At 56.7% G+C, this 19,131-nt stretch carries 15 protein-coding genes; 9 read left to right on the forward strand and 6 right to left on the reverse strand.

Features of this window, described 5'->3' with window-relative positions:
* From ACWKXX_RS16990 to comJ, 6 genes are all read left to right on the forward strand, one after another.
* Window positions 1–1,467 carry a hypothetical protein gene (locus ACWKXX_RS16990; RefSeq protein WP_017384289.1) on the forward strand — a complete coding sequence of 489 codons (1,467 nt, stop codon included), beginning with the start codon at window positions 1–3 and terminating at the stop codon, window positions 1,465–1,467.
* Window positions 1,464–2,225 (forward strand): ankyrin repeat domain-containing protein, encoded by a 762-nt coding sequence (locus tag ACWKXX_RS16995; protein ID WP_023303867.1) that lies wholly within the window; start codon window positions 1,464–1,466, stop codon window positions 2,223–2,225. The genes ACWKXX_RS16990 and ACWKXX_RS16995 overlap by 4 nt, the downstream gene beginning before the upstream one ends.
* A 197-nt stretch (window positions 2,226–2,422) precedes the next feature.
* On the forward strand, window positions 2,423–4,345 hold the full coding sequence (locus tag ACWKXX_RS17000; protein WP_261666188.1) for a type VI secretion system Vgr family protein: 1,923 nt from the start codon (window positions 2,423–2,425) through the stop codon (window positions 4,343–4,345).
* Between the two features lie 75 nt (window positions 4,346–4,420).
* A complete protein-coding gene (locus ACWKXX_RS17005) occupies window positions 4,421–4,861 on the forward strand; it encodes a DcrB-related protein (protein ID WP_017384279.1) in 441 nt (146 codons plus the stop codon).
* Between the two features lie 3 nt (window positions 4,862–4,864).
* On the forward strand, window positions 4,865–9,208 hold the full coding sequence (locus ACWKXX_RS17010) for an RHS repeat-associated core domain-containing protein (RefSeq protein WP_261666189.1): 4,344 nt from the start codon (window positions 4,865–4,867) through the stop codon (window positions 9,206–9,208).
* Complete coding sequence (gene comJ / locus ACWKXX_RS17015; RefSeq protein ID WP_048219912.1) at window positions 9,208–9,690, forward strand: competence protein ComJ; 483 nt, start codon at window positions 9,208–9,210, stop codon at window positions 9,688–9,690. The genes ACWKXX_RS17010 and comJ overlap by 1 nt, the downstream gene beginning before the upstream one ends.
* Before the next feature lie 71 nt (window positions 9,691–9,761).
* On the opposite strand, the gene ychF is transcribed toward comJ, so the two are convergent.
* Window positions 9,762–10,856 (reverse strand): redox-regulated ATPase YchF, encoded by a 1,095-nt coding sequence (ychF, locus tag ACWKXX_RS17020; protein ID WP_003856650.1) that lies wholly within the window; start codon window positions 10,854–10,856, stop codon window positions 9,762–9,764.
* A 126-nt stretch (window positions 10,857–10,982) separates the two neighbouring features.
* A complete protein-coding gene (gene pth, locus ACWKXX_RS17025; protein WP_060460331.1) occupies window positions 10,983–11,567 on the reverse strand; it encodes an aminoacyl-tRNA hydrolase in 585 nt (194 codons plus the stop codon).
* Between the two features lie 274 nt (window positions 11,568–11,841).
* On the opposite strand from pth, the gene ychH reads away from it, so the two are divergent.
* Window positions 11,842–12,117: a stress-induced protein YchH gene (gene ychH, locus ACWKXX_RS17030; RefSeq protein ID WP_003856655.1), complete on the forward strand. Its 276-nt coding sequence runs from the start codon at window positions 11,842–11,844 to the stop codon at window positions 12,115–12,117.
* Between the two features lie 120 nt (window positions 12,118–12,237).
* Window positions 12,238–13,296, forward strand: a complete 1,059-nt coding sequence (locus tag ACWKXX_RS17035) for a MerR family transcriptional regulator (protein ID WP_261666190.1) — start codon at window positions 12,238–12,240, stop codon at window positions 13,294–13,296.
* Here the strand turns inward: ACWKXX_RS17035 and dauA are convergent.
* From dauA to lolB, 4 genes are all read right to left on the reverse strand, one after another.
* The gene (gene dauA, locus ACWKXX_RS17040) at window positions 13,282–14,961 is read right to left on the reverse strand and encodes a C4-dicarboxylic acid transporter DauA (protein WP_060460333.1); all 1,680 of its coding nucleotides are present in this window, start codon (window positions 14,959–14,961) and stop codon (window positions 13,282–13,284) included. The two genes, ACWKXX_RS17035 and dauA, sit on opposite strands and share 15 nt — an antisense overlap.
* A 124-nt stretch (window positions 14,962–15,085) precedes the next feature.
* The gene (prs, locus tag ACWKXX_RS17045; protein WP_003856663.1) at window positions 15,086–16,033 is read right to left on the reverse strand and encodes a ribose-phosphate diphosphokinase; all 948 of its coding nucleotides are present in this window, start codon (window positions 16,031–16,033) and stop codon (window positions 15,086–15,088) included.
* 125 nt (window positions 16,034–16,158) lie between these two features.
* Complete coding sequence (ispE, locus tag ACWKXX_RS17050) at window positions 16,159–17,028, reverse strand: 4-(cytidine 5'-diphospho)-2-C-methyl-D-erythritol kinase (protein ID WP_261666191.1); 870 nt, start codon at window positions 17,026–17,028, stop codon at window positions 16,159–16,161.
* Entirely contained in the window at window positions 17,025–17,636 is a 612-nt protein-coding gene (lolB, locus tag ACWKXX_RS17055; RefSeq protein WP_003856665.1) for a lipoprotein insertase outer membrane protein LolB, read from the reverse strand. Before lolB ends, ispE begins: the two co-directional genes overlap by 4 nt.
* 201 nt (window positions 17,637–17,837) lie before the next feature.
* Between lolB and hemA the strand changes: the two genes are divergently transcribed.
* Window positions 17,838–19,094, forward strand: a complete 1,257-nt coding sequence (gene hemA, locus ACWKXX_RS17060) for a glutamyl-tRNA reductase (RefSeq protein ID WP_003856666.1) — start codon at window positions 17,838–17,840, stop codon at window positions 19,092–19,094.
* Window positions 19,095–19,131: the final 37 nt, after the last annotated feature.

Genomic DNA, 19,131 nt, shown 5'->3' on the forward strand with positions numbered 1-19,131 from the left:
ATGTATAACATCAAGTTTGTCTATCTGTTCCACGAGAACGTCTCGCCAGCGCTGTTTGCGAAAATAATCCGCCCGTCCGTTGCCGGACAGTGGATTATGTCGGTTCCCGACCATTCGCTGCGCTCGCTCTTCACGCGCTACGATCTGCTGCGCACGATCACCGGTGCGAATCCTTATCAGTCCGGGCGCGATACCCGCACGCTGATCGCGCAGGATTTAGAGATGGGCAGAGTGGTTGCCATTGACGAAAGTTTTCGTGACTGGTCATCAGTAACGGAAATTTTTTATATCAATGCCAAAGGGCAACTCCAGGCTGCCTCGCTGGTCGGCCTGGGCTGGTATCCGGTGAGTACGATTGTCGACCGCTACGAAACCATGGTGAGAACGTACGGATCTCGCCCTGCGCCAACGGTACTGCCAAAACAGGTGGTGAAATCTAAAACGGCACAGGTGCCGGATGAACCTACTCCGGGCAAGGACGGTAAAACCTATGCCGGGCAGCTTCAGAAGATGACCAAAGCAGAGCGCTGGCAGGCGCGTAAAGATCTGATTGCGAAGGGGAGCAATAGCCTTTATCCGGATGCCCAGATCGCCGCGAAGCGTCTGGCGGCGAATAATATCGCGGTGGAAAAAGCGAAGCTTGCGGAAAATATTTATAAGACCGTGAACCCGCTGGAAACCACACCGGGCGTGCCGGAGGGGTGGACTGATATCAGTAATGACGATGCGCTGTTAGGAAAGTTCGGGCTGAACAAATCAATGCTCTTTGACGATGATACGTCCCCCAATTTTCTGGCGCGCGTCTATCAACCGAAGCCGGAAGTGTTTGGTACAGATATGAACCCCACACTGGTATTCAGGGGATCGCGCGAGCCTGGTTTCGCCTCTCTGTCTGAGAATGTCTCCTCTTTACTGACTAAGGGGGAGCTGGCGCCGGTGGTAAACGGGGCTGACTGGTCGAATAACTTCTCTCAGGGCATGGGTATGGCTTCAGATTATTATAAAAAGGCCGTGAGTATTGGTAAGGAGCTGGCAAGGTCAGGCCAGAATATTGATATTGCCGGTCATTCCCTTGGCGGTGGCCTCGCCTCTGCAACCTCCATGGGCAGCGGGAAAGCGGGGTGGACGTTCAACGCCGCCGGCCTGAATGCCGGAACCGTAGAAAAATACGGCGGCAAGATATTAGGCAGTACGGATAATATCCAGGCGTATCGGGTTGAAGGTGAGCTGCTGACGAAGATTCAGGAAGTTAACCCCTGGGAGGATCTGAAAACGATGAAAGGGCATGTCCCTTCGTGGATCCTCAAAGAGGAAATCTCTGCGCTGAGCCCTAATGCTGCCGGAATACCCCACGATCTTCCCGGTGGAACCGGAAGCGCGCTGGACCGCCACGGGATTAATCAGGCGATTGATTGCATAGAGCAACAGAAGGACGAGGATATTTCGATAATCGGGAGTCGATTGTGAAAAAACGGTTGATGGCTTTTGTCGCGTTATGTTTTTTATTCATGATTCAGGGGTGTAAGCAGGATATGGACCTTAATCCACAGGACTACTTCAGCGGTCAGCAGCTTGAACTGGCGAAAGCGATTGAAGAAGGTGATGTCGACGCGGTGAAGACGCTTGCACCAGAAAGCGATCTTAATAAACCGGGAAAGCAGGATATGACCCTGCTTTTTTGGGCCATCGGCAACGCGATTAATGATAAAAAAACATCGCCCCATTTAAAGGTGATTACATTGCTTGTTAAGGCCGGCGCAGATCCGCTCCAGCCTCGACCGCAGGGAAAAAGCAGCCCTGCCGAATTTGCCCTGAAGGGGGACAGCGCGGATTGGATCGATGCGATGCTGGACGGTGGCCTCTCACCCAACGTGAAAGATAAGGTCTTCCACGAACCGATCGTCTTCCAGTCGCTTAAAGCGAAAAACACAGAGACTCTGGAAGCCATGCTCGATCGCGGAGCTGACGTCAATGCAACCAATTCACTGGGTAAAACGCTGGTGTTTGATGCGCTGGATAACCAGGCTTACGAGCATGTCTTGTTACTGCTCGATCGTGGAGCGGACCCGTCAGTTAAGGCTAAAAATGGCTGGTCAATGAGTAATGCGCTTGCGGACGCGCTGAGTGGACTTGATAGAGGCAGCGAGCAATACGAGAAGTTAAATGAAATAAAAGAGAAACTTATTCAGAAAGGGGGCGTGTGGCCACCTGCGCCGGTTAAGTGATTGCTCAACTTTCATGAAAGCCAGAGATAAGGTTTTTTCCGGAGTTTCCATTAGCCTGCACTCTTTGGATTTATAAAAACGAAAGTTCGTACCTCCAGACAAATCAACCCAGCATTGCATCAATCCAAAACCACCTCGTCGAAATTAGCTTTACGTTCATAAACGTTCCCAGCATAAACCATTACGGAATAAAGATTATGCTCAACCGAATTACCGTCCAGCTCCCGGTTGAGGGGCTGCTTTTCTGGAAACTCTCCGGCCGTGAGGCGATGTCCGAGTCGTTCGCGCTGACGCTGACCCTGCTTGGTACGGACGCGCGCATTGACCGCAGCAAGCTGCTGGGCCAGCCGGTCACGGTGACCATCCCCACGCAGAACCTGCTCACCCCCCGCTATATCAACGGCAAGGTGACGCGCGTGGCGGTGAGCGCCGTGGAGCTGACGGGCACCCGCTACGCGGTGTACCAGCTGACGGTGGAGCCGGACCTGTGGCCGATGAAGCGCGACCGTAACCTGCGTATTTTCCAGGGCCAGACGGTACCGCAGATTGTCAAAACCCTGCTGGGAGAGCACCAGGTTAACCTCGAAGACAAACTCACCGGCAGCTACCGCGTGTGGGACTACTGCGTGCAGTATCAGGAGTCGAGCCTGGACTTCATCAGCCGCCTGATGGAGCTGGAGGGGATTGCGTATCACTTCCGCCATGAGGCGGACAAGCACACCCTGGTGCTGACCGACGCCGCGACGCAGCATCAGCCGTTCAGCGGCTATGAGGTCATTCCTTACCACCAGACGCCGTCCGGCGGCAGCACTGACGAAGAGGGGATCAGTCAGTGGGCGCTGGAGGACAGCGTCACGCCGGGGATATACAGCCTCGACGACTATGACTTCCGCAAGCCGAACGCGTGGCTGTTCCAGGCGCAGCAGAACCCGGCGTCCCCGAAACCGGGCAGCATCGACGTGTACGACTGGCCGGGTCGCTTTGTGGAGACAGGCCATGCGGAGTTCTACGCCCGCATCCGCCAGGAGCGCTGGCAGGTTGAGCATCAGCAGATTCAGGCCACGGCCACGGCAGCGGGCATTGCGCCGGGCCACACCTTCACCCTGACCAACGCGCCGTTCTTCAGCGATAACGGCGAGTATCTGGTGACGGCGGCGGGCTATCACTTCGAGGAGAACCGCTACGCGAGCGGCGAGGGGGAAACCATTCACCGCACCGATTTCACCGTTATCCCGGCGTCAGTGTCGTACCGTCCGGCGCAGAGCACGGCGTGGCCGCGCACCTACGGCCCGCAGACGGCGAAAGTCGTGGGACCGCAGGGTGAAAGTATCTGGACGGACAAATACGGCCGCGTGAAGGTGAAGTTCCACTGGGACCGTCTGGCGAAGGGCGATGACACCAGCTCCTGCTGGGTGCGCGTGTCGAGCGCGTGGGCGGGCCAGGGCTACGGCGGGGTGCAAATCCCGCGCGTCGGCGACGAGGTGGTGGTGGACTTTATTAACGGCGACCCGGACCGTCCGATTATCACTGGCCGCGTGTATAACGAAGCCAGCATGCCGCCGTGGGCGCTGCCGGCTGCGGCGACGCAGATGGGCTTTATGAGCCGCACCAAGGACGGTTCCGTGGACAACGCCAACGCCCTGCGCTTTGAGGACAAGGCGGGCGCAGAGCAGGTGTGGATCCAGGCCGAGCGTAATATGGACACCAGCGTCAAGAATGATGAAACGCACAGCGTCGGCGGCGCGCGCAGCCATTACGTGAAGAAAAATGAGCTGCATCGCGTGGAGGCTAATCAGATCCAGGCCGTGAAAGGCGGAACCGAGATCCTGACGGGTAAAGGCAAGCTGGATGCGGCGGTAGAGCAGTATGTTATTGCTTCCGGGACGAAGCTGCGGCTGGTCTCGGGCGAGAGTGCTATTGAGCTTAACGCTAACGGCAAAATTAACCTGATCGGCAAAGAGTTCAACTTCTTCGTTGAAGGGGACGGCTATATCACCACGGGCGGCAAGCTGCACCTGAATACGTCGGGCACCCAACCGGGCACAACGGCGCCGGGGTCAGGGCATAAAGGGGATATTGATGCGGCGGTGCAGGAGAAATTTACGCCCCCGGAAGAGTAACCGCTTTCTGTCTGCCGCCGGGTTGTCCGTGGCGGCATGTAAAACCCTTTAGCAATTTTAGACGCGAGTTCACCGATGAAATACACCCTCCAGGAAGGTTCCTTTACCCTTTTTCCTGCCGCCTGGCAGGACAACAGCATGAACATCATTCGCGATGACGAAAGCGGGCTGTCCGTGGTGGTCAGCCGCGGCGTTATCCCGGATGGCAGCGACTACGAACAAGAGTTTCACCGCCAGTGGGACGTGCTGCGTCCTCAGATGGGTGAGATCGCCCAGAGCGAATTTCAGCACGTAAAAGCCGGGTCTGCCGGCAACATTGATGGGGTTGAAGTTGAGACCACCTTTGACCGTAACGGCCAGCGCCTGTGGCAAAAACAGCTGGCCGTGCAGACGCCAGGCAAACCGGTACTGATGATTTTTACCCTCTCGGCCTTAAAAGCCTTTACGGAAGAGGACGAGGCGCGCTGGAGCGCACTGAAGCAGAGTCTGACGCTAAACGACAACCGGAATGTGTAAGGCATGAGCGATAACAACGCGGCCCGTAAGGGCGACGAGATTATTCACTCCAGCATTTTTGCTGATATTACCAGCATTGTGGCGGAAGGCGCTGCCTATGCGGTGATTGGCGCGGCGGTGGGCGCGGCAGCGACCGTTGCGGCCCCACTGCTGGGAGCCGGGGCCGCAGCAGCAGGCGTGGCGGCGATTGGCTCCAGCTGTCTGTTGAGCGGCATTATTGGTGGGGTTCTGGCGAACGTCGCCGGGATCACCGACGATATCAGCAACGCCGCTGAAGGGCTGGGTAACGCGCTTTTCCCGCCGTCGCCCGCGGGCAAAATCACCACCGGTTCGAGCAATGTTCTGACAAATAAACTTCCCGCTGCGCGCGCCGCCGGGACGTTAACGCCTGCCGATACCCCGTCCCCTGAGCCGCAGTCGCCGGGCAGCTTTGCCGACTACGCGGGCATGCTGCTCTCCGCTGCCGGACAGTTCGGCAGCGAGATGTGGCAGCCGAGCGTCGCCTCTGCCGCCGCAGGGACCTCGCCGCTGGAAGAAGACAAGGTGGCGTGTGATAAACACTCCGGGCCGCAGTATCTGGCGGAAGGCTCGAAAAGCGTCTTCATCAACGGACAGCCTGCGGTGCGCGCAAAAGATCGCACCACCTGCGAGGGCACCGTTTCCGACGACGTCTCCCCGAACGTGATCATAGGCGGCGACACGCTCACGGTCCGCGATATCAAAAGCGGTAAAACGCCGGGTCTGGCGCTGGGGATGATTGCGCTCTCCCTGCTGCGCGGGCGGCCAGGCAAGATCCTGAAAAACATGCCCTGCGCGCTGGCTGCTGCCGGTGGCGGGATGCTGGCGGATATGGCCGTCAACGCCGTGTTCGGCTCCTCGCACCCGGTTCACGCCGCCACTGGCGTGAAGGTGCTGAATGACGACGACGAACTCGATTTCTCGCTGCCAGGGCGCTTTCCGCTGCGCTGGCAGCGCAGCTACAACAGCCTGACCACCCGCGAAGGGCTTTTCGGTCTGGGCTGGGCTACCACCTTTGACAGCTATCTGGCGCTGGAAGAAAACAACGCCACCTGGTTCGATGAAACCGGGCGCGAGCTGAGCTTTGAACTGCCGCCGGTCGACCGCGCGTTTTACAGCATCAGCGAAGGCATTATCATCCGCCGCAATGAGAGCGGCGACGTGGCGATAGCCGACGATGACGGCGCGGTGTGGCGTCTGTATAAACCGACCCGCGCTAACCCCTCCATCCTGCGCCTGGTCTCCCTCAGCGACGAATACGGCAACGCGCTGCTGACTGAATGGGATGAGCACGGGCGGCTGGTCGGACTGCACGATGAGCCGCGGGCGATCGATGTCACCCTGCGCTATGACGATGAACGTTTCCCGCAGCGCGTTACCTCGGCGAGCCATTTTGACGGCAACCAGACATGGCCGCTGATGCAGTGGGGGTACGACGCGCGCGGTCACCTGGCCAGCGCAACGGATGCCTCCGGCGTGGTAACCCGTGAATACCGTTATAACGATGATGGCCTGATGGTCTGGCACCGTCTGCCGGGCGGGCTGGAGAGCGAATACCGCTGGCAAAAATTCGACCACTGGCGCGTGGTGGAAAACCGCACCAGCACCGGCGACGGCTGTCGCTTTACCTACGATTTAGCCGCCGGGCTGACGACCGTCGATCACTACGACGGTCAGACGCGAAAGCATTACTGGAACGCGCAAAACCTGATTGTTCGCTACGTTGACGAGCGCGGTGAGAACTGGCGCTACGAGTGGGATGACAACGAACTCCTCACGCGTCGCATCGATCCGCTGGGTAATGCCGTTACCTTCGTCTATGACGATATGGGCAACCGGGTGCAGGAGATCGACGCCGATGGCAATACCCGCACCACCACCTGGCTGGAGCACCGTGCGCTTCCGGCGTCCATCATCGAAGCCGACGGTAGCGCCACCCGGTTCCTGTATGACGAACATCACGGGCTGAAACGCGTGGTGGATCCGATGGGGCAGCCCACGCTGCTGCGTCGGGACGAGTTTGGTCAGGTGGTTGAAGAAGTTGATGCCGCCGGGAACAGCCGCTACCAGGAGTACAACGAAGCCGGGCAGATGGTGCGTGCGACGGACTGTTCTGGCCGCGTGACACAATACCGTTATCATCCGCTGGGCTGGTTGGTGGCTGAGATAAGCGCCGACGGCGAAGAGACGCGTTACCGCTACGACGCCGCGGGGCGTCCGGTGCAGCTCGACCGATCAGAAGGCTGGACCGAGTCGCTCAAATGGAACGAACGTGGTCTGCCGGTGAAGCATGCGGGCGCCGACGGGAAAGAGAGCGAGTTCAGATACGACGAGGCAGGGCGCTTAACCGCCACCCGCAATACGCAGGGTGAAGAGGTGCGCCGCCGCTGGGACAGCCGCGGACGGCTGGTCGCCATGGAAAACGAAAACGGCGAAGCGTATCAGTTCCGCTGGGGCGCAGACTCGCTGCTGCTGGAAGAGGTGGGACTCGATGGCGTGGCCTCGCAGTATCGCTACGATGCCTGCGGACGTACGATAGCGCGCACCTTTGCCGCCGGACATCCGGAGGCCATCACCCACGCTTTCGCCTGGAGCGCGAGCGGCCAGCTGGTCGCCCGCACCACGCCGGAGGGGCAGACCCGCTACCACTACACCCCGTCCGGCCTTCTGAGCCGGATTGGGCTGCATCCCGCGCTTTCAGAAGATGCCTGGAGCGCCGAGGCCGAGCAGGAGCTTGTGTTTGAGTATGACGCGCTCGGGCGCGTCACGCGCGAAACGGGCGAACACGGGGAGCTGGCGTGGGAGTATGACGCGCTGGGTAACCGCACCTCCGTCACGCTGCCCGATGGTCGGGAGCTGAAACAGTTCTACTACGGTAGCGGGCATCTGCTCAGCATTGCCCTTGATAAGCTGTCGGTCTCCGACTTTACCCGCGACGAACTCCACCGTGAAACCAGCCGTACGCAGGGGCTGCTGACCACCCGCAGCGAATACGACCGCCTTGGCCGACTGCATCGCCGGGACGTCTTTACCGGCAATGCCCAGCGCCCGTCGCCGCGCCGCTGGTCCCGCCGCTGGGATTACGACTATCGCAATAACCTGGTGCGGGAAGAGCGGGACGATAATCCGTTCAGCTGGTACCGCTGGCAGTACGACAGCGCCGGACGTCTGCTGGTTCAGGACGGCACGCTGCCCGGCCAGGAGCAGTGGCGCTGGGATGCTGCCGGTAACCCGCTCGAAGGCTCTGCTGAGAAGGTCACGCACAACCGTCTGACGCACCTCAACGGCATTCGCTGGCGCTATGACATCCACGGCCGCACCGTGGAGAAGGATAACGGCCAGACCCGCTGGAACTACCGCTACGACGGCGAGCACCGCCTGACGGAGGTCATCAGCCAGCCGCGGGACCGCAACAGGCCGCAGACGCAGGTCAGCTTCCGCTATGACCCGCTCGGGCGACGCATCAGCAAAACGCGCCGCCAGATGCTGGGCGGCCAGCCAACCGGCAAGCCGGTCACCACCCGGTTTGTCTGGGAAGGGTTCCGGCTGTTGCAGGAGGTGCACGGGGATGTGCCGCTCACCTACGTCTACAGCGATCAGGACAGCTACGATCCGCTGGCACGTATTGACGGCGTTGATGCCCCGGAATTCTTCTGGTTCCACTGCCAGCCCAACGGCACGCCGGAGCGGATGACGGATAGCGAAGGGCAGGTGCGCTGGGAAGGGGTGAACAGCGCCTGGGGCAAACTGCTGCGGGAAAGCGAGACGCAGGTATCAGGATATTCCCAGAACCTGCGCATGCAGGGGCAATACCTGGACCGTGAGACAGGGCTGCACTACAATCTGTTCCGGTATTACGACCCGGACTGCGGACGATTTACGCAGCAGGACCCGATAGGGCTGGCGGGGGGGATAAACTTATATAAATATACTGTTAACCCTCTTACCTGGATAGATCCACTGGGATTAGCTGGTTGCACTTTAACAAAATCGAAGTCAAAAAATTACGAATACGTTTTGAAATTGAAACGCTCTGAATATCCAGCAACGTTTGGTCACATATCAGATGCGATCGATTTAGGACATGCAAAGGTTGTAACAATCCAACGAGGCACTGCAAAAGCTAACAGGAAAACGAGTCTTAAAAATATCAAAACTAAGCCAGGATACGATCGTGATGAATGGCCTATGGCGATGTTTAAAGAAGGCGGTGATGGTGCTAGTGTAAGATATATAGATCCTAGCGATAACCGTGGTGCGGGTTCAAGCATTGGTAATGTTTTATCAGAACTGCCAGATGGTACAAGAATAAAAGTCGAGGTAATATAATGAGTGATAAAAACACACAAAAAGTTGACCTACTGATTTCACATAGTCAAATATTGCTACGATCACGAGACTATGATGAAAAACTGAGTCAGTGGGGTAAAGGTAATGTATCTCAAGGCGCTGTGATTCATAAAGATTATGTTATTTTTGATCCTTTACCAGAGGACGCATTTGGAGCAAACGTAAATATCAAAATAGAGAATGCTTTTAATTTAGATGAAAATGCTCAACGCTGCATTGTAGTACCATTTTTTATTACAGATAAAAATAAGCTTCAGGTGGCTTCTGCGACAGAGAAATTTGACATAAACATAAATGTAACCAACAAAACGTATTCGCTCTATTATGAGATTTGTGAAGGGGATGAAATTTATTACAATTTCACTCTTGTGCCGGAAAAAGACACTGTCACAGCTAAGTTTTTATTAGACGACCCTTGGGGCGGAAAAAAAGATAATCCACTCAAAGAAGGTGTTTTTTAACGTTAATAATAACTAAATAAGAACGAAAAAAAATCCACGCCAAAGCGTGGATTTTTTTCATTCAAAACAAATCAAACGTTAAACAAGAAGTTCATCACGTCGCCATCTTTAACGATGTAATCTTTCCCTTCCGCACGCATCTTGCCTGCTTCTTTCGCGCCTTGCTCACCCTTGTAAGTGATGAAGTCTTCAAACGCGATAGTCTGCGCACGAATAAAGCCTTTCTCGAAGTCGGTGTGGATTTTACCGGCCGCCTGAGGCGCAGTCGCACCTACAGGGATGGTCCACGCACGCACTTCTTTCACCCCAGCGGTGAAGTAGGTTTGCAGGTTCAGCAGCTCATAGCCCGCGCGGATCACGCGGTTCAGGCCCGGCTCTTCCAGACCCAGCTCGGCCATGAACTCTTCACGGTCGGCGTCGTCCAGCTCAGCGATGTCGGATTCAACGGCAGCGCAAACCGCCACAACTACAGAACCTTCAGCCGCAGCGATTTCACGCACTTTGTCGAGGTACGGGTTGTTCTCGAAACCGTCTTCGTTGACGTTGGCGATGTACATGGTTGGCTTCAGGGTCAGGAAGCTCAGGTATTTGATCGCCGCTTTGTCTTCGTCAGTCAGGTTTTTCAGCGCGCGCAGCATGCCCGCGTTTTCCAGCTGTGGCAGACATTTTTCCAGCGCAGCCAGTTCCGCTTTCGCGTCCTTGTCGCCGCCTTTGGCTTTCTTCTGCACGCGGTGAATGGCGCGCTCGCAGGTGTCAAGGTCAGAGAGGGCCAGCTCGGTGTTGATGACGTCGATGTCGTCAGCCGGATCCACTTTGTTGTTAACGTGGATAATGTTGTCGTTCTCGAAGCAGCGCACAACGTGGCCGATCGCTTCGGTTTCACGGATGTTGGTCAGGAACTGGTTACCCAGGCCTTCACCTTTGGATGCGCCTTTTACCAGGCCCGCGATGTCCACGAACTCCATGGTGGTTGGCAAAATGCGCTGCGGCTTCACGATTTCCGCGAGCTGGTCCAGACGCGGATCGGGCATAGGAACAACACCGGTGTTCGGCTCGATGGTACAGAACGGGAAGTTCGCCGCTTCAATACCTGCTTTGGTGAGCGCGTTGAACAGGGTGGATTTGCCCACGTTTGGCAGACCGACGATACCGCATTTGAATCCCATTTCTAAATCACCTTAATATCTTGATAATCAATCCGTTAACGATAACCGATTGAAGAAAAGTAAATAACTACGCCTATTATACACGTAACCCGCGCGACGCGCGGTAAAAAAGCCCCAGGGCGCCGATTATTGCGCTTTGAAAGCGTGCAGTCGATTGGTGGCTTTCGTCAGGCCATCCTGAAGCCAAATCTCGGTGCAGCGGGCCGCTTCGTCCACCGCTTCGTCAATCAACTTCTGCTCAGAAACCGGGGGTTTACCCAGTACGAAACCAACAACTTTGTTTTTATCGCCCGGATGGCCGATTCCCACGCGCAAACGGTGGAAATTAGGGTTATTACCCAGTTTGCTGATGATGTCTTTCAGACCATTGTGGCCGCCATGACCGCCGCCCAGTTTGAACTTCGCCACGCCTGGCGGCAGGTCCAGTTCGTCGTGGGCCACCAGGATCTCATCCGGATTGATGCGATAAAACGTTGTCATGGCCGCCACGGCTTTGCCGCTCAGGTTCATAAAGGTGGTTGGCACCAGCAACCGCACGTCAGCACCCGCAAGATTGATACGTGAGGTATACCCGTAAAACTTGGGTTCTTCACGCAGGGGAGCGCGCAAACGCTCCGCAAGCAGATCTACATACCAGGCACCGGCGTTATGGCGGGTAGCGGCATACTCTGCGCCCGGATTGGCGAGGCCGACAATCAGTTTAATCGTCACGATTTACTTCCTAATGGGTTCCAGATCTGGCGCGTAGTTTACTGTCTGACGCGCCGCTTGACAAAGTTCTGCCTGCGGTACACCGAAATGCGAATAATTTCCTCTTTGAATAATTAGAATTTCAAGCTGTTCAATGTCTTATTTGTAAATTTTTGTCCGGGAGTGATCTGTAAATGTGATCATTCACGCAACTCATATAAGAGGCGTTGTCTATACTTTACACACAAGGAGAAGGGGCTTTTCCCCTGACAACCCAAAGTTCCGGAGGTGACATATGAAACGCAAAAACGCTTCAATGCTCGGTAACGTGCTAATGGGGTTGGGACTGTTCGTGATGGTCGCCGGTGTCGGTTATTCAATCTTAAACCAATTACCGCAGCTTGACCTCCCACAATACTTTGCGCATGGCGCGGTGCTGAGTATCTTCCTTGGTGCGGTATTGTGGCTCGCCGGGGCGCGCGTGAGCGGACATGAGGAAGTCTGCGATAAATACTGGTGGGTGCGCCATTACGATAAACGATGCCGCCGCGACCAGCGCAAGCATAGCTAGTGCCCCATAAAGAACACCGAAACGACTTCATCTGAAGTCGTTTTTTTTTGCATGACGCATTGACCCTCACGTAACGTAAGGCTCCAGAGTAACGACACTGGCAGAACAAAAGGAGCCGTTATGTTGATACAGGTGGGTGAACTGGCGAAACGTGCCGGGATCACCGTGCGGACTTTGCATCACTACGAGCAAACAGGGCTGTTGTTACCTTCTGCCAGAAGCGCGGCAGGCTACCGGCTTTATAACCTGGCGGATGTGCAGCGTCTGCATATGATCCAGGCGCTGGCAAAAGCCGGACTGGAGCTTGCCGAAATCAGGGATTTTCTGGAACAGCGTTCGCTGTCATTAGCCGAATTACTCGACGGGCAAATCACTCTGCTGGACAAGCAACTGCGTAGCATCCATACGCTGCGCAACCGGCTGGTGGAATTGCGTACCGGGCTGACCGACGATGCGACGCCGGATCTGGAATCCTGGCTACAGACTCTGGAGTTAATGAATATGTACGATCGCTGGTTTAGCAAAGAAGAGTTGCAGCAACTGCCGTTTGCGGTAGAGAAAGAGGCGCTGGCGGATATCTGGTCGGGTCTGGTGACGGAAGTTAAACACTTGCTGGAACAGAACGTCAGCGTCACGGACGCGCGGGCGACCGATTTGGCTTCACGGTGGATGGAACGCCTGGAGCAGGATACCGCAGGCAAACCGGAATTTTTGACCCGTCTGAACGAGATGCACAGCGTGGAGCCGCAGATGCAGGAGCAAACCGGCATTACGCCGGAGATAACTGATTACATCACGCGGGCGTTTGCCGAATCAAAGCTCAGCATCTGGGAGAAATATCTCACTGCCGAAGAGATGGCCTTTACCCGGGCGCACTACTTTGACCGGATGATGGAGTGGCCGCCGCTGGTGGCGAAGCTGCATCAGGCGCAGCGGGATAATCTCAGTCCCGCTTCTGACGATGCGCAAAAGCTGGCAGAAAACTGGCTGGTTTTATTCCAGTCCTATGCGGGAACAAACCCGCAGACCCAGCAAAAATTTCGTCTCGCCATGCAGCAGGAGCCGCATCTGATGAAGGGCACATGGATGACGCCTGCCGTGCATGAATGGCTCCAGCAGGCGATCGGGGTGATGATGCAAAGACGCGTCTCTGCATCAGATGACTCACAGATCCGCTAATGCAGCTTCACGGTTAGGGTAGAAGGACAATCGGCCAGGGATCGGCTGCACGCCCGCGCGCGCCATGGTGCGCAGGGGCTGGAATTCAAGGTTACTCACCCGCAGTTCACAGCCTTCCGGCAGGCGGGCAACAAAGCGCTGGAAGGCATCCAGACCGCCGGCATCCAGCACCGGGACGGCATCCCACTTCAGCACCACAATCCGTTTGCCCGCGATGCGGGACGCCAGATCGCTGAACAAACCTTCCGCTGCGGCGAAGAACAGCGGGCCGATCACGCGCAGCACCAGCACATCGTCAGGCACCTCAACGTTAACCGGGGAGAGACGCGTCATCTGCGCGATGCGGCGCATAAAGAGCAGTGAGGCCAGCACAATGCCGACGCTGATGGCGATAACCATATCGAACAGCACGGTCAGCGACATGCAGATCAGCATCACAATAATGTCGTCTTTCGGCGCGCGGCGCAGCAGGTTAACCACCTTATGCGCCTCACTCATGTTCCAGGCCACCATCAGCAGCAGCGCAGCCATGGCAGAGAGTGGAAGCCATGAAAGCAGCGGGGCAAGGATCAGCAGCGCCATGATCACCAGCAGGGAGTGAATGACCGCCGAAACCGGTGATGTCGCGCCCGCACGTACGTTCGCGGCGGAACGGGCAATCGCAGCCGTAGCGGTAATACCGCCGAAGAACGGTGCAACGATGTTCCCCAAGCCCTGGCCGACCAGTTCGCTGTTGGCTTTGTGCTTAGTGCCGGTCATGCCGTCGAGCACGACGGCGCAGAGCAGGGATTCAATCGCGCCCAGCATTGCCATGGAGAATGCGGCGGGCAGCAGAGCGCGAAGGGAATCCCAGCTCAGGGAAAAGCTGGAACCCGGCATGTCCCACGGCAGAACCAGCTGCGGCAGCAACTGAGGAATGCCGCTACCCTGTGAGCCGTCCGCCAGAACATAGTGAAACTGGGAGCCAATGGTGGCGACCTGTCCACCGAGCAGGTTGACAACGCCCATCACCGCGCAGCCCAGCAGCAGAGCGGGCAGATGCCCCGGGAGACGAATGCCTAAGCGAGGCCAGACGATAAGTGTGCCGAGGGTAACGATGCCAATGGCTGCATCGCCCAGGTTGGCCGTCGGCAACGCCATAAACAGCGCGCCCACTTTCTGTAAATAGTGCTCCGGAACATGGGCCATTTGCAGGCCGAGGAAATCCTTAATCTGCATGGTCCCGATGGTAATCCCAATCCCCGAGGTGAACCCCAGCGTTACGGAAAGGGGAATATATTCAATCAGGCGACCAAAGCGGGCCAGACCAAACAGAATTAAAAAAATGCCGGACATCAGGGTGGCAACCAGCAGGCCTGCCAGACCAAACTGTTGGGAAACCGGGTAGAGGATCACCACAAAGGCGGCAGTCGGGCCGGAGACGCTGAAGCGAGACCCACCCGTTAGCGCAATCACAATCCCCGCAACGGCCGAGGTGTACAGCCCGTACTGCGGCGCGACGCCGCTACCAATCGCCAGCGCCATCGCCAGCGGGATGGCAATAATCCCGACGGTGATCCCGGCTATCAGGTCACGAACAAAGCGTGACGACGTGTATTTCTCTTTCCAGCAGGCGTCGATGAGGGCGCGAAAGGGCAGAACATGTGAGGAGGTTACGTTTTTCACAATTATCTATCATCCGTGTGCGCATCATCTGTCATATGAATGGCAGGTGAAGGAGGCATAAATCATACAAATAAATACTATAAACAAAAAAACCCGCCGTAGCGGGTTTTTTGGCCGTGTTCGATCAGTGTTCGAACATTGCAGAGATGGATTCTTCGTTGCTGATACGACGAATCGCTTCGGCCAGCATCCCGGACAGAGTCAACGTACGCACGTTTGGCAGCGCTTTGATCTCGTCGCTCAGTGGAATGGTATCGCACACCACAACTTCGTCAATGACGGAGTTACGGAGGTTGTTTACCGCATTGCCGGAGAAGATCGGGTGAGTGGCGTAAGCGAATACGCGTTTCGCACCACGCTCTTTCAGCGCTTCAGCGGCTTTACACAGCGTACCGCCGGTATCGATCATGTCGTCCACCAAAACGCAGTCGCGGCCAGCCACGTCACCGATGATGTGCATCACCTGAGAAACGTTAGCGCGCGGACGGCGTTTGTCGATAATCGCCATGTCGGTATCGTTCAGCAGCTTCGCGATAGCACGCGCACGTACCACGCCGCCGATATCCGGAGAAACCACAATCGGGTTGTCCAGATTCAGTTGCAGCATGTCTTCCAGCAGGATTGGGCTGCCGAATACGTTATCAACCGGCACGTCGAAGAAGCCCTGGATCTGCTCTGCGTGCAGGTCAACCGTCAGTACGCGGTCAACGCCGACGCTGGACAGGAAGTCAGCGACAACTTTAGCGGTGATTGGCACACGCGCGGAACGGACGCGACGGTCCTGACGGGCATAGCCAAAGTAAGGAATAACAGCAGTGATACGGCCAGCAGAAGCACGACGCAGCGCGTCGACCATAACAACCAATTCCATCAGGTTGTCATTCGTTGGAGCACAGGTGGACTGGATGATGAAAATATCACCACCGCGTACATTTTCATTAATTTGTACGCTGACTTCGCCGTCGCTAAAGCGACCTACAGCGGCGTCGCCGAGGGAAGTGTACAGGCGGTTGGCAATACGTTGTGCTAGTTCCGGGGTGGCGTTACCAGCAAAAAGCTTCATATCAGGCACGAGAAGAACCTCAGGCATGCGTCCAGTGGTGGATAGCGTTCGCCGCAAACTGCGGGGCCTAAGCAAACGCTATCCAGGCGGTGTATTAAAGAGCGCGATGCAACGTCTGGAACAGGGTGACGTTGTCACCGAAACTCAGTCTGCGCCAGAATGGCCTGCTGTAGGGGGGAGGTGTTCATCCCGCGTGCTACAAAACCATGCAGCCAAACCGGCGCTTGCTCAAGCACCTGACGGGCGGCGGTTTCGGTGTCAAATTCAGCAAAGACACAGGCCCCTGTACCGGTCAGGCGCGACGGCGCGTATTCTAACAGCCAGGAAAGCACCGCATCAACCTCGCGAAAACGTTTTCTTGCGATATCCTCGCAATCGTTGCTGAATTCACAATTTAATAACGTTTTTATTGACCGTACCGGGGTATTTCTTTTCAGGTCAGGATCTTTAAAGATGACTGGGGTAGGAATGCTCACGCCAGGGTGAACAATCAGATACCATTTTTCCGGCGGATTGACCGGCGTGAGGATTTCACCCACCCCTTCAGCGAACGCCGCGTGGCCGCGCACAAACACCGGTACATCGGCGCCCAGCGTCAACCCTAACGCTGCCAGTTCGTCCGTCGTCAGACCGCAGCCCCAGAGGTGGTTAAGCGCCACCAGTACAGTCGCGGCGTTTGATGAGCCGCCGCCAAGACCGCCGCCCATCGGCAGGCGTTTGTCGATACGGATATCCGCACCGCTTCCCGCCGGCAGACGACCCGACGTCGACGCCGTTTTCATCAGCAGGCGAGCAGCGCGCACGATCAGGTTATCGTCATGCGCCACGCCGTCGACCGGCGTCAGCAGGCAAATCTGCCCGTTCTGACGCGGTTCGATGGAGATGGTGTCGCCGTAATCGACAAACTGAAACAGCGTTTGCAGGGTGTGATAGCCGTCAGCGCGCTGCCCGGTAATGTAGAGAAACAGGTTCAGTTTTGCGGGAGAGGGCCAGTGGGTCATCATTTAACGATCCAGTTGTCCATTTTCAGCTTGATACGCTGGCTACCCTGCGTCAGCTCCATATTGGACGGCAGCGACGGTTGCGTCTTGCTGTCATACGCGCTGTACACCACTTTCCAGGTTTTACCGCCCTGGGTGTAGTTCACCTGGCTCAGACGGTATTGATCGTCGAGCGTATAGTCGGTCGCATCACCCGGCAGGCCAAGGATCCACTGGCGCAGACTATTGAGCGGAATCGGCATCCCGGTCAGCTTGCCAATCATCTCTTCGGCGTCGGTTGCCGTGTAGTGCTGGCCTTTGTTATCGGTGATCTGCGCTTCGCCAGGCTTCGCGTTAAGCTCCAGCTCGGTGCTGCCCAGCGGGTTCAGCAGCAGCAGGCGATAGTTGTCCTGACCCGTTTGCTGCCAGAAGAAGCGAGCATAAACTTTTTGTTCGTCAGAGAGATAAGCAAATGCACCGCGGGTCTGGTACTGGCTTAATTTCAGCACGTCCTGCTGGTGCTGACGCCACTGCGGTGAGTCAGGGCTTTTGCCCGGGCCTTTCGGCTGATGAACGGAACAGGCGGTCAGAACCAGGGCCGCCAGAGGCAGCAGGCGAATCATTCGGGTCATAATGATGACAAATCCTTGAGATACGTTGCAGTTATAACTGTTAATGCTAGCGTTGAAGGGTGCCACCGTCTACGTTCAAATTATCTCAAAGCGTGGCGTAAGCTATTACTCCGAAAGGGGGCAGTCTCTTTTATTGATCTCGCGCATCCTGTATGATGCGTCCTGCTAACCTTATTAACGCTGGTACTACTCCCGCTCAACATGACCCTATTAGCACTCGGTATTAACCACAAAACGGCCCCGGTTTCACTGCGAGAACGCGTTACGTTTTCGCCGGATACGCTCGACCTGGCGCTGGACAGCCTGCTTGCACAGCCGATGGTGCAGGGTGGCGTGGTGCTGTCGACGTGCAACCGTACCGAGCTGTATTTGAGCGTAGAAGAGCAGGACAACCTGCACGAGGCGCTGATCCGCTGGCTGTGTGACTACCACAACCTCAACGAAGAAGAGCTGCGCAACAGCCTGTACTGGCATCAGGATAACGATGCGGTCAGCCATCTGATGCGCGTGGCCAGCGGTCTGGATTCGCTGGTGCTGGGCGAGCCGCAGATCCTCGGCCAGGTGAAAAAAGCTTTCGCGGATTCCCAGAAAGGACATCTGAAAGCCAGCGAACTGGAGCGAATGTTCCAGAAGTCATTCTCCGTGGCGAAGCGTGTGCGAACCGAAACCGACATTGGCGCCAGTGCGGTTTCGGTTGCTTTCGCGGCCTGTACCCTTGCCCGTCAAATTTTTGAATCCCTGTCGACCGTCACCGTACTGCTGGTGGGAGCGGGCGAAACCATCGAGCTGGTGGCGCGCCATCTTCGCGAACACAAGGTGAAGAAGATGATCATCGCCAACCGCACCCGCGAACGTGCGCAGGTGCTGGCAGATGAAGTGGGCGCTGAGGTGATTGCGCTGAGCGACATCGATGAACGTCTGAAAGAGGCGGACATTATTATCAGTTCTACCGCCAGCCCGCTGCCGATTATCGGGAAAGGGATGGTCGAGCGTGCGCTGAAATCCCGCCGCAATCAGCCGATGCTGCTGGTGGATATCGCCGTTCCGCGTGATGTCGAACCGGAAGTGGGCAAACTGGCGAACGCCTACCTGTACAGCGTGGATGACCTGCAAAGCATCATTTCGCACAACCTTGCCCAGCGTAAGGCGGCGGCTGTGCAGGCGGAAACCATCGTTGAACAGGAAACCAGCGAATTTATGGCCTGGCTGCGCGCGCAAAGCGTCAGCGAGACCATCCGCGAATACCGCGGTCAGGCGGAGCAGGTGCGTGATGACCTGACGGCCAAAGCGTTAGCGGCCCTTGAACAGGGCGGCGACGCGCAGGCGATTATGCAGGATTTAGCCTGGAAACTGACCAACCGCCTGATCCATGCCCCAACCAAATCTCTTCAGCAGGCTGCCCGTGACGGGGACGATGAACGCCTGACTATTCTGCGCAACAGCCTCGGGCTGGAATAGCGCCCTATACCCATTTTCTAAGACAAGGTGCATTTAC

This window comes from Enterobacter sp. UPMP2061 (assembly GCF_053709615.1).

Bases quoted from the DNA above. Each gene is read 5' to 3' on its own strand.
- ACWKXX_RS16990 (WP_017384289.1), top strand. From the start codon at position 1: ATGTATAACATCAAGTTTGTCTATCTGTTCCACGAGAACGTCTCGCCA.
- ACWKXX_RS17000 (WP_261666188.1), top strand. From the start codon at position 2,423: ATGCTCAACCGAATTACCGTCCAGCTCCCGGTTGAGGGGCTGCTTTTC.
- ACWKXX_RS17005 (WP_017384279.1), top strand. From the start codon at position 4,421: ATGAAATACACCCTCCAGGAAGGTTCCTTTACCCTTTTTCCTGCCGCC.
- ACWKXX_RS17010 (WP_261666189.1), top strand. From the start codon at position 4,865: ATGAGCGATAACAACGCGGCCCGTAAGGGCGACGAGATTATTCACTCC.
- comJ (WP_048219912.1), top strand. From the start codon at position 9,208: ATGAGTGATAAAAACACACAAAAAGTTGACCTACTGATTTCACATAGT.
- ychF (WP_003856650.1), bottom strand. From the start codon at position 10,856: ATGGGATTCAAATGCGGTATCGTCGGTCTGCCAAACGTGGGCAAATCC.
- ychH (WP_003856655.1), top strand. From the start codon at position 11,842: ATGAAACGCAAAAACGCTTCAATGCTCGGTAACGTGCTAATGGGGTTG.
- ACWKXX_RS17035 (WP_261666190.1), top strand. From the start codon at position 12,238: ATGTTGATACAGGTGGGTGAACTGGCGAAACGTGCCGGGATCACCGTG.
- ispE (WP_261666191.1), bottom strand. From the start codon at position 17,028: ATGATGACCCACTGGCCCTCTCCCGCAAAACTGAACCTGTTTCTCTAC.
- lolB (WP_003856665.1), bottom strand. From the start codon at position 17,636: ATGACCCGAATGATTCGCCTGCTGCCTCTGGCGGCCCTGGTTCTGACC.
- hemA (WP_003856666.1), top strand. From the start codon at position 17,838: ATGACCCTATTAGCACTCGGTATTAACCACAAAACGGCCCCGGTTTCA.